This is a genomic window from Tumidithrix elongata BACA0141, from assembly GCF_036349135.1.
In the GTDB taxonomy this organism is placed as follows: Bacteria; Cyanobacteriota; Cyanobacteriia; order Pseudanabaenales; family Pseudanabaenaceae; genus Tumidithrix; species Tumidithrix elongata.
This window is the reverse complement of record NZ_JAZBJZ010000011.1, coordinates 61729-72557: the sequence shown is the minus strand read 5'-3', so window position 1 is coordinate 72557 and position 10829 is coordinate 61729. Positions and strand designations below refer to the sequence as shown.

Sequence of the window (10829 nt, the reverse complement as noted above, 5' to 3'; positions counted from 1 at the left end):
TTTTCCTCAAATCCCTTCCTACTCTTGTTTGTATTTTTAGAGATGCCCTTTAGTTTATACCTAGGATTTCGTGGTTTTGGCAAAGCATTTGGGGAGTATAGTCACCCGTCTCAAGACGATCTCTTGTTAGATCGACTGACGGAAATATTCTCCTTCCCATTGGGCTGGCTGAGCAAATTTTTTGTGTCTTGGGCTAAGCCTTGGAATGATATTCTAATATTGCTATCATTTCCTCTGAATAGCCTACTTTGGGGAATCTCTCTATATTTTTTAGTGACACGAATTTGGAAATGGGTTAAAACTAATACAGGCAAAAATAGAAGTTGAGAAATTCTCAATTTTTGTGGGATGTATGAGGCGATCGCCATAAGACATCAATCGTTAATCATGCGCTATGCCAACTGCTGCAACAGTATCCAGACTTAAGTCTAGATTTTAGCTTTTCTGCTGCAATTGTGTCAGTAACCATGCTGTGACCTGACCTTGATCTTGTTGTCGCGACATGCGCAACGTCTCCGCCAAAAGCGAAATTTCTAAATCTGCAATTACTTGCGATCGCTCGATTCTGTAACTCCCTTTACCACTTTCAGTCTCAGCGATTGCAAAAGCTAAAATCTCCGCATTACGAACGTCGATTACCCAATATTCCTTTACACCCAAATCTTCATAGATTAATCGCTTTTTACCGACATCATCCGCCCAAGAGCTATTCGCAATCTCGATCGCTAAATCTGGAGCAGGGTAAATATCCAAATCGACCACACCCGTTCCCCAAGGGATTAACTGTGCGCGATCGCCAACATAATAAGAAATATCAGGTTGTACTTCAGCCGTATCAACCTTGCGATAAGAACAATTATCTTTCCCATTCAGGACTAAACCTTTAACCGCAACAAATAAACCAATGGCTATCAAAAGTAATGCATGGTCGTTAGCATGGTCAGATCCAGTCGGCATCGTTTCGACTCTTGCTTCTCCTTTGTAGTAATAACACTTGGCTTTTTCATATTTGGGCTGATTTATAGACTTCAGAAAATCATCCCATGAGGTTTTTACCCATCGATCGGGGTTTTGCTCAAGCGTGTTTTGGGAAGAGTTCTCAGAGATTTTTTGATCTAGAGTCACACTCATCATCTACACCTCGAAAAGCTTCTACAATTTATACCATTTTAAAAAGCCGCAAATTCGGTTAATCTACGGAGATTGTCACACGATCTTATCCTATTTTTTTACGAGAGATGACCATCACCGATCGCATTACCAATCAATACGGCTACTACACCGAGGACTATCGCGAGTTTGTGATTACAAACCCCAGAACGCCGCGCCCTTGGTTTAACTATATGTGGAATGGGCACTATACGGGGTTGGTTTCGCATACGGGGGGTGGGTTCAGCTTCTTAGATTCGCCGCGTGACAATCGCATCAATCGCATGCGCTATAACAGCCTGCCTTGGGATCGCCCCGGTCGCTATGCGATCGTCAAAGATGTCTCTACGGGTAACTACTGGTCTTTGAGTTGGGCTCCCACCATCGATCTCAACTATGACAAGTACGAATGCCATCACGGACAAGGCTATACGACGATTATTACTGAGATTTATGGAATCAGGGGTGAAATCACCTACTTCGTTCCGACAGATGCGAATGCCGAGATTTGGCGAATTACACTTACAGATTTGAGTGGAAGCGATCGCAACTTAGAGATTTACACCTTCACAGAACTGTTGATGGGAAATGCGTTGAACGACCTGATCAATCAACCCAACGACAAACATTTCACAGATATTCATTTCGATGTCAACCTGCAAGCCTTGGTGGCAACGCGGCGTTATTGGGTGCTCAATAAAGGCGTATCCGTGAAACAGCCCAATATTGATTGGAAATATCAGATCTACTTTACACAAACCCTTCCCATTACAGGATTTGACAGCAGTTTAGACACCTTCATCGGACGTTGGCGATCGGAAGCGAATCCCGAAGCGATCGCCACAGGGGTCATGCAGAATACGGAGATTACCGCAGGCGATCCGATCGCCGCTTTGCAGTCAAAATTAGAACTTCCAGCCCATGGAACCAGTAACTTTGCTGTCATCTTGGCAATTTCTCCCAAAGGCGATCCTAGCCCTCTGCAAAAAGAAGGACAAAATCTGGCGAATTTGGAGCACATCGATCGCCAATTTGCACAGCTCAAACAGAAGTGGGATCGGCATTTATCCGCAGTGCAGGTCAGCACGCCCGATCGCAACTTCGATCTGATGTTGAATGTGTGGAATCAGTACCAAGCCGCCGTTACCTTTGATATGGCAAGGAATGCGGGTTACTATCATGGTGGTTTGCTATTTGGTACGGGTTTAAGAGATCAGTTCCAAGATATTCTCGGCGTGGTCATGGTCGATCCCGATCGCGTGCGCAGGCGATTGCTCAATGCGCTGCGCTTTCAATTTCAAAATGGTTCGACGCTGCATAATTTCTTTAAGCTCACGAATACAGGCGAACGCACCAACCATTCTGACACCCCCCTATGGATTCCCTTTGGGATTGTGGAATATTTGAACGAGACGGCAGATTTCTCAATCTTAGATGAAGTGGTTGCCTATCATGACGATTCAGAAAGCAATGCTGGCGGAACGGTTTACGAACATACCATTCGCGCTTTGGATTACGCGATCGCCAATTTAGGCGAACATGGTATGCCCAAGATCATGACGGGTGATTGGAATGACACGCTCGATTATGTGGGCCCGCAGGGAAAAGGAGAAACAACTTGGGGGGCTTTCTTTTTAGGCTATGTGCTCAAGAAAACTTTCCCACTTTTGGAACTGCATGGCGATCGCGAGACCCTCTCGCGATTCCAAACAGTGTACGAGCAGATCGGTCAGAGCGTAAATGATATCTGCTGGGATGGCGAATGGTACTTGCGGGCGTTTCGAGATAATGGCGAACCGATTGGAATCTCGGCGCATACCCAAGGCAAAATCTTTCTCAACGCGCAATCATGGTCTGTGATCTCGGGTCTAGCTCCTAAGGAAAGAGGCGATCGCGCCCTTGCCTCCTGTCAAAAATATCTCGCCAAACCCTATGGAATGCAGATTGTCTTTCCTTCCTATACGGAAGTTGAGGATAATGTCGGCTTAATCAGTCGCTGCGTACCTGGGAAAAAAGAGAATGGAGCCATATTTAATCACGCATCCTCTTGGTTCGTACTCGCTTCTTTACTGAATGGAGATGTCGATTTTGGCTTTGAGATTTATCAGCGCATGATGCCGTTAAATTCCTCAAAAGACATGGATCGCTATGAAGTCGAACCCTATGTTTATGCCGAATATGTCACCAGTCCAGATCACCCCACCCAAGGACAAGCGAGCCACTCATGGCTGACGGGCACGGCGGTATGGATGCTGCGCATCGGTATCGACTTCATCATTGGCTTCCAACCTACGTTAACTGGCATGGCGATCGATCCTCATATCCCCTCTGGTTGGCAAGAGTTTCGCGCCCAACGCAAGTTTCGCGGCAAGACCCTGCATCTGCATGTCAAAAATCCCCTTGGCAAAAACTCAGGGGTTAGCTCGATGCAAGTCAATGGTGTGGAAGTTAAAGGTAATTTCCTCGATCTCAGTTTGTATCCAGAAACTGAGTTGAATATCGCGATCGCACAACTAGAAAAATGATAAACGATCCTCTTAAAGTAATTTATGATTTTGTCCACGAAAGCGGACTCCTTACAAAAGTCGAGTATCTATTCAATGATTACTTCGACTTTGCTCCAGTATCTCTAATACTTCATGCAGAGCATAGACTTCTTGTTGTCAATGCAGTTGCAGAAGACGATACAGTAGAATTAACTACTTTCTTGCCTGTCGTGGAAAGTGGCTATACTTTGATGGATGTTTCTTCTCAAAAACCGTGGCAGAAACTACTTCATCATCGTTTGCAATGGGCATGGTTGTTAACCAATCAGCAAGGCTATTTTGATGGCATTCAGTTTGCTTATATGGATGAACCCAATGACGAACCCAACATTCCGACAATTATTCAGTTACAGGTATTAGCATCAAGCTTCCACATTTTCCACCTAGTAAGAGAACATGTAAGTAGTAAAAGCTCAGATTGATAAGTGGGTCGGCTACGTCATGTATATACCAATGGGTAGCTCATTGCCATCGCTGAATTTCCTCTTCTGGTAATGGGTCAAAGAAAGAATTGTCAAGTTGTCCTTTTAATAATCCAGGGATGCGAGGTTGTTTGCGTTCTTGACCTAAACCTAAACGAAAGTAGTGGATCAGGTCATAAAGTTCGGCAAGTTTTTCTTCTGGAATATCTTGTAGTTCTTGGACAATCTTCTGGATTAGCATAGATCAAACTCTTTGGTGGTTAGTGGTTAATCAATTATTTTGGCTTTGCAATGTCTTTAGAACTGCTGCCATATCATGACTCAAAAGTGCATTTACATTGAGCCATAACCCTGTAAATTCTCGACTACAGAGCATTCCATTGGCATCGGGTTCTAAGCTCTGATATTCGCCATTTTCTAAAACAAACCAATCGATTTGTTGTTCTAATGTCCGCCAGACAATGTATTCTTTTACACCATTGCGTTCGTAGGCGCGTTTTTTACTATGAAGATCGTAGGAAACCGTACTAGCAGCAATTTCGACAACGAGTTCTGGCGCACCTGTGATGTAACCATCATCATCGATTTGAGCATTACCTCCTAAACGAAATAGCACGGCATCAGGTTGAGGTTCATTGTTCTCATCAAGGCGCACGGTTGGCTCTATCCCAACTTCCAGTCCTGCAATCATCGATTGATAAGTTACTAACCAGCCGACGATTTGGCTATGGGGTTTTCCATGAGAGCTAAAGCGTAAGGGAGATGCCACGTATACAATTCCTTCGATCAGTTCGGCTTTTTTGATGTTTGATGCGGCATACCGACGTTCAAATTCATCTCGATCTAAGCGATCGCCATTTTCGAGAATGGTCAAAGGGGATAGAGAGTTCGCGATCGCCATAGCTATTCCTGCTCAAGCTTTTAGGTGTTTTAGAAGCGAATTGCATGGAAACTAAAGCATAACATATGCCATTTAAGGCGCGATCTACAAAACTGTTTACCAAAAGTCCAAGAGCAAGCAGATCGCCCAGCGATCGCTAGACATCGCTAGCAGTTTCTATCACAACAACTTTGTTTATGGGATTGAAATACGATCGCTGAAATCTGAAATTTGAAAGCTACTCAATCGTAAAACCTTATCAAATATGAGAAAATTTGGCATAGAAATAATTAATACGCAAACATAACAGTGCAAGAACAAGATTGGGATGATGAGGAATTGTGGATTGTGACTTCAAGCGCTAGCGATCGCATACTTCAGCCCAACTTTCACGCCCCCACTTTAGCTTGCGGCTATAGGTTCAATAAAACACAGGATAGGCAGCAGGAGCACTGTCTGGAAAGTAGATTTGGCTTTTTCTAGGAACTACGCTAGGTTATGGGGCTATACTAGCCCAAGCAAACTAAGAATCGCAGTGACTCAAGAGCCAAACCCTAAGTCTGACAAACAAAGCACTACCAATAGTAATCCTAGTACTGGGTATAAATGAGATGAAATTTTTGTTTGGTAGCATTGAGTGATATTAAAGATCGAGAAAGACTATGCTAAAGGAACTACATCTGCAAGGAATTGGACCTGCGCCAAAGTTTGATATTGAATTTGGCGATCGGCTCAATATTCTCACAGGCGATAATGGCTTAGGCAAGAGTTTTTTACTCGACGTTGCGTGGTTTGCCCTGACAGAATCTTGGGCAGATAGTATTGTCATCCCTGACTCTAAATCAGGTTCACCAGAAATTAAAGCATCTATCTCACATGAGAATTATACTATCCCATTCCATTTCTCTAATCAGCAATGGGATAGGAAGTCATCTCGAATACAAACAGCCATAGTAATTTACTGTCGTGTAGATGGGAACTTCTCTGTTTACGATCCTTTACGTCATTATTTCACGAGGTTTACACAAGCTAGAGCAGCTACAAGATACTATCACTTTACTCCCAGTACACTTTGGCATGGACTGAGATCGAACGAAGACAAGGTTATATGCAACGGATTGATCCATGACTGGGTTTATTGGCAAAATCAGCGCGATCGCACGATTTTCAATCTCTTGCGTGCGGTGATTAAAAAACTGGCTCATCCTCAAGAACCGATTAAAGTCGCAAAGCCTAGGCGCGTGCTTTTAGATGATGTTAGAGATATACCTACAGTCGATCTACCCTACGGTAATGTTCCACTTACGCAAACATCCTCAGGATTAAGAAGAGTACTAAATTTTGCATATCTTCTCGTCTGGAGTTGGTACGAGCATCGACAAGCCTGCAAACTAACTAAACAGAAGCCTGTAAACCAAATCATCCTATTAATCGATGAAGTTGAATTACACCTACACCCTAAATGGCAACGCACAATTCTTCCTGCCATCCTTGAGGTTGTAAAAATTTTAAATCCTGATGTCAAGATCCAAGTCGTCGCAACAACACATTCTCCTTTAGTTCTAGCCTCTGCCGAACCCTATTTCGATGAGGAAACTGATAAACTTTTCTTGTTCAAACAGGAAGGTAAAACCGTAGATTTAGAGGAATTAGCTTGGACTAAGTTTGGGGATGCGAATAACTGGCTGACCTCGCCAATTTTTGAGCTACAACGACCAAAATCACTAGAAGCAGAAAGAGCGATCGAGGCAGCTTACACCCTAATGCGCGGCGACTCTTTAGAGGAGTTCCCCAACAACTTACGATCGCAAGAATCAATTCATCAAGAACTTCTCAAGGTTGTGCCAGACAATGATTCGTTTTGGCGACGTTGGGTTGTTACCGCAGAATAGGGCTGTATGAAAAAGTTTATTCTCTCTGATGAACCAGAGGATTTTGATGAAAAAGTCCGACAAAAAGGAAATCAATGGCTTCGTAAAAATCCTGATAAATTGCCAAAAGACTACTGGTCAATATCAAATTCAGATCTTGCAAAGAGATTCGACGATCTTTGTAGCTATGCTGTCATGAGAATTCCAAGTGGAAATGGAACAGTCGATCACTATTTAAGCAAAAAGAATTATCCCCATCTAGCTTATGAGTGGTCAAACTATCGCCATGCATTTAGTAGAATCAATGGATGCAAACAGAATTACGATACTCGCATTCTCGATCCGTTTGAAGTTGATGAGGATTGGTTTGAGATTATCTTGCCCTCATTACAGCTCGTCTTAACACCACTTATTCCACAGGAGTTTCGCGATCGCGCAAAATTCACCTTGAAACAATTACAACTTCAAGATGGTGATTGGATTCTCCAACAACGACAGTATTATTATGATGCCTACAAAGAAGGAAATATGACGATTTTACAGCTTGAACGCGATGCCCCTTTACTTGCTCGCGCACTTAAAAAACAGCAAGGTTTACCCTAGCAATTTCTATCACAACAATTTCGTTTATTGGCTTATAATGCCTGCAATGCACTATAACTCGCCATGACTCAAGAATCAAAACCCGAAAAAAATAGCAACGGCAAACGGCGAATCAAGATTTATCGCCGCACCTATGACCTGCCCGTACTCGGTGGCGACAACAAATCTTCCTTCAGGATGCTGACAGCGAAACTTTAGTCCCTCAAGCTTCCGACCTCGTAATGCTTGCCATAAAATTGACTCCGCAGATGTTAACTCTTGGCGTAAACGACGAGCTGCTTCCTCAATTTCTCTTGTAGTGCCACGAATCCTATTAGAGTCTTTAGGCATTGCCATAATTCTTCTAAAAGTATCCCTATTCTATTCCTCTTGAATATTTTATTTTAAATCCATGCGAATTTAGATCCCCGACTTTTTCTTTGCAGATCATAGATAACTTTTGTCATTCCCACAAAAAGTCGGGGATCTGTGCCAGGTATGATGCAATTACATCAGGTTAGGCGACACAGTCTATCTCCTCAAATTCATTCCGTTTTATGGAAGGGTGGGATACAGCCATTTGCGAAATAGTTGGGTTAGGCGAGGCATGATCGCATAGGTGAGACATAGAACTACCAGTCCAGTAGTGATTAATTGATTAAGCCAAATAGGCAACCCCGATAGGAGTGGAGCTAGCAGATTGCTGAGAATCATTAGGGTAAAGAAAACGCCTAACCACGTCACCAGTGCCATTTTGTAACGAGGTGGTGGAGATTTAAACGGCTGATTGGGTAGGCTAAACCAAGCTTCCAATCCGACCATGGTTTGAATTGATTCTGGCTTTTCGATCAGTGGTTGTAATCGTTCGATCCAGTCTCTCCGAACATCAGATTCCAACCAAATCTTGAGATTGTTGTACCGATCAAATTTGAGGATCGCCACATATTCAGGATGGATATGGTCATGGGGTCGAATGGCACTGATACCTAAATGGCCTTTAAATCTTCGCGCATCTGTGGCAATTCCATGAAACCATTCTTCGTAGCCTTTTTCACGACCTAGTTTCACTACATGAGAAATGATTGCAGTGACTTGAGAATCTTCATCTGTTCCAATGGTTAGCGAATCTTCTAACATGGAATTTTACCTTCCTTTTTATTAATTACAAGTATTGCCTTGTGACAAGTTCAATAAAAAATTGGAGTTTAACTCCATAGTTTTACACGGTGGGCGCTTTTGTTTAAGTACTGCATTTATATGCAAATTAGAACTCTATTTATTCTATTTAAAAAATATCCCTCTGAAGCGAATAAGTTGTGTATTAAACCAAACATCTTGATTGGCTTGCATTTAATGAGCGCAGATTTGCGGCTCTACTGAGTGGGCATTCATGCTAAAGACTCAATAAAAAAGCAGTCACAATTCCTAGCTAACTTATGCTTTTGCCAATTTTTGAGCCATCTGACGAGCGAGTTTTCCCATGGGATAGTTGGATAATTCGGCGATCGCAACCCAATCTAAACAGGGGTGTTTGCCCAATTTCTCTGATGATTCTTTAAAGGGAAAAAGATAGGCATGAAGCGTCACCCGAAAGTGGGTGTAGGCATGTTTGTAGGTTCCAAACAAATTGGGAACATAGGTTTCCACAGGAAATTCCTTCGCAAATGCAGTCGCGAACTCAGAGCCAAATTCAGTACTAAATTCAGTCAAAAGGAATTGGTGTAGGAACTTTGGCAGGTTTGCCCCTTCGCGGCGGGACGCGTCCTGTAAGGAATCGCCAGTAAAATTCTCATCCACATAGCAGCAGGGAAACTCCCACAATCCGCCCAGCAAGCCTTTCTCCTGTCGCTTTGTCAGCAAGACTTTCGATCCCGATAGAATAATTGCCGCCACAGCCGATCGCTGAGGAATTTGTTTGCGGGGTTTCGGCACAGGGCGATCGCTTTGAATACCCAACCCATAGGCTTGACAATCCGATCGCAGCGGACAGAGTTCGCATTGAGGATTGCGCGGCGTGCAGATCGTCGCACCTAAATCCATCCAAGCTTGGTTGTAGTCCCCCGCCCGTCCAGAGGGAAGATGCGTTCTTGCCAGTTCCCAAAGGATGCGATCGCCTTGAGAAGAGCCTAAAGGTTCCACCACATCAAACAGTCTAGAGAGCACCCGCCGAATATTGCCATCCAGCGTCGGTTCGTCGAGATCGAAACAAATGGAAGCGATCGCGCCAGCGGTGTATCTGCCGACACCCGATAATGTCCGCAGGTCTTGCAGGTTATTGGGAAGTTGACCGCCAAAATCTCGAACGACTTGTTGTGCAGCTTGATGTAAATTTCTGGCACGACTGTAATAGCCCAAGCCTTCCCAGAGTTTCAAAACATCCTCTAAAGAAGCCGCAGCTAGATCGGCGATCGCAGGAAATTGCGCCAACCAGCGATCGTAGTAGGGAATTACCGTGTCAACGCGGGTTTGTTGCAGCATAATCTCTGATACCCAGACCGCATAGGGGTCGGGATCGCCGCGCCAAGGTAGCTGGCGGCGATGTTGGTCGTACCAATGTAATAAGCGATCGGCAATTGTCAATGTCATGCGATCGGAAAAATCATTCGAGTAGGTGGCTTGTTCAGTAGAATTATGAATGCTTGTGCGTTTTCATAGACTCAAATTTAATCCTAAACCCTTAAGATATGACCACTGACAAAGAAGTTGTCCGCAATTATTTCAATACTGTTGGCTTTGACCGTTGGCGACGCATCTATGCCGATGAATCCGTCAAAGTCAATAAAGTACAACTAGATATTCGCACAGGACACCAGCAGACCGTAGACTACGTACTGCAATGGTTCAAAAAAGACGGCAACTACAGCCAAATTAGCGTTTGCGATGCAGGTTGTGGGGTTGGCAGTTTAAGCCTGCCCCTCGCCGCCGCAGGTGCAAAGGTCTTTGCCAGCGATATTTCCAAGCAAATGATTGCAGAGGCAAAAGAACGCGCTACCGATCCTGAAAACCCAGTATTTACGGTTAGCGACTTAGAAAGCCTATCGGGCAAATACGATACGGTGATTTGTCTGGATGTGCTGATTCACTATCCGATCGAGCAAGCCGAGTCGATGATTAAACACTTGGCATCCATGGCAAAATCCCGCTTAATCCTCAGTTTTGCCCCAAAAAATACCTATTACTCCTTACTCAAAAAAGTGGGCGAACTATTCCCCGGTCCCAGCAAAACCACCCGTGCTTATCTCCATGCTGAGTCTGATATCAAACGCTTATTGGCGGATAATGGATTTCAGGTAAAGCGTAAAGAACTAACCTGCACGCAGTTTTACTTTTCGCGCTTGTTAGAAGGCGTTCGCAATTAACGAAGCTAAAAAAGCTGAAT

Annotated in this window: 13 protein-coding genes; 7 read left to right on the top strand and 6 right to left on the bottom strand. The window is 43.9% G+C overall.

Annotation, left to right across the window (positions count from 1 at the left end):
* Positions 1-327 (top strand): hypothetical protein (locus tag V2H45_RS04785; RefSeq protein WP_330482483.1); only part of this gene is annotated, 327 nt, incomplete at its 5' end.
* 108 nt (positions 328-435) lie between these two features.
* Here the strand turns inward: V2H45_RS04785 and V2H45_RS04780 are convergent.
* A complete protein-coding gene (locus tag V2H45_RS04780) occupies positions 436-1125 on the bottom strand; it encodes a Uma2 family endonuclease (protein WP_330482482.1) in 690 nt (229 codons plus the stop codon).
* Positions 1126-1238: 113 nt separating this feature from the next.
* Between V2H45_RS04780 and V2H45_RS04775 the strand changes: the two genes are divergently transcribed.
* Positions 1239-3674: a GH36-type glycosyl hydrolase domain-containing protein gene (locus V2H45_RS04775; RefSeq protein WP_330482481.1), complete on the top strand. Its 2436-nt coding sequence runs from the start codon at positions 1239-1241 to the stop codon at positions 3672-3674.
* The gene (locus V2H45_RS04770) at positions 3671-4117 is read left to right on the top strand and encodes a DUF6334 family protein (RefSeq protein ID WP_330482480.1); all 447 of its coding nucleotides are present in this window, start codon (positions 3671-3673) and stop codon (positions 4115-4117) included. Before V2H45_RS04775 ends, V2H45_RS04770 begins: the two co-directional genes overlap by 4 nt.
* Before the next feature lie 40 nt (positions 4118-4157).
* Here V2H45_RS04770 and V2H45_RS04765 read toward each other — a convergent pair whose 3' ends face one another.
* Both V2H45_RS04765 and V2H45_RS04760 read right to left on the bottom strand, forming a co-directional pair.
* Complete coding sequence (locus V2H45_RS04765; protein WP_330482479.1) at positions 4158-4358, bottom strand: hypothetical protein; 201 nt, start codon at positions 4356-4358, stop codon at positions 4158-4160.
* Positions 4359-4388: 30 nt separating this feature from the next.
* Complete coding sequence (locus V2H45_RS04760; protein ID WP_330482478.1) at positions 4389-5018, bottom strand: Uma2 family endonuclease; 630 nt, start codon at positions 5016-5018, stop codon at positions 4389-4391.
* A gap of 288 nt (positions 5019-5306) precedes the next feature.
* Here V2H45_RS04760 and V2H45_RS04755 point away from each other — a divergent pair, with 288 nt between their 5' ends.
* From V2H45_RS04755 to V2H45_RS04745, 3 genes are all read left to right on the top strand, one after another.
* Positions 5307-5480: a hypothetical protein gene (locus V2H45_RS04755; protein ID WP_330482477.1), complete on the top strand. Its 174-nt coding sequence runs from the start codon at positions 5307-5309 to the stop codon at positions 5478-5480.
* Positions 5481-5659: 179 nt separating this feature from the next.
* Positions 5660-6889 (top strand): AAA family ATPase, encoded by a 1230-nt coding sequence (locus V2H45_RS04750; RefSeq protein ID WP_330482476.1) that lies wholly within the window; start codon positions 5660-5662, stop codon positions 6887-6889.
* Positions 6890-6895: 6 nt separating this feature from the next.
* Complete coding sequence (locus tag V2H45_RS04745) at positions 6896-7471, top strand: HNH endonuclease family protein (RefSeq protein WP_330482475.1); 576 nt, start codon at positions 6896-6898, stop codon at positions 7469-7471.
* 75 nt (positions 7472-7546) lie between these two features.
* Here V2H45_RS04745 and V2H45_RS04740 read toward each other — a convergent pair whose 3' ends face one another.
* The 3 genes from V2H45_RS04740 to mutY all read right to left on the bottom strand — a co-directional run bounded on the left by V2H45_RS04740 (position 7547) and on the right by mutY (position 10036).
* A complete protein-coding gene (locus V2H45_RS04740; protein ID WP_330482474.1) occupies positions 7547-7801 on the bottom strand; it encodes a DUF559 domain-containing protein in 255 nt (84 codons plus the stop codon).
* Between the two features lie 204 nt (positions 7802-8005).
* Complete coding sequence (locus tag V2H45_RS04735; RefSeq protein ID WP_330482473.1) at positions 8006-8587, bottom strand: antibiotic biosynthesis monooxygenase; 582 nt, start codon at positions 8585-8587, stop codon at positions 8006-8008.
* Between the two features lie 297 nt (positions 8588-8884).
* Positions 8885-10036: an A/G-specific adenine glycosylase gene (gene mutY, locus V2H45_RS04730; RefSeq protein ID WP_330482472.1), complete on the bottom strand. Its 1152-nt coding sequence runs from the start codon at positions 10034-10036 to the stop codon at positions 8885-8887.
* A 98-nt stretch (positions 10037-10134) separates the two neighbouring features.
* On the opposite strand from mutY, the gene bchM reads away from it, so the two are divergent.
* A complete protein-coding gene (gene bchM / locus V2H45_RS04725) occupies positions 10135-10809 on the top strand; it encodes a magnesium protoporphyrin IX methyltransferase (RefSeq protein WP_330482471.1) in 675 nt (224 codons plus the stop codon).
* The last annotated feature ends 20 nt before the right edge of the window (positions 10810-10829 follow it).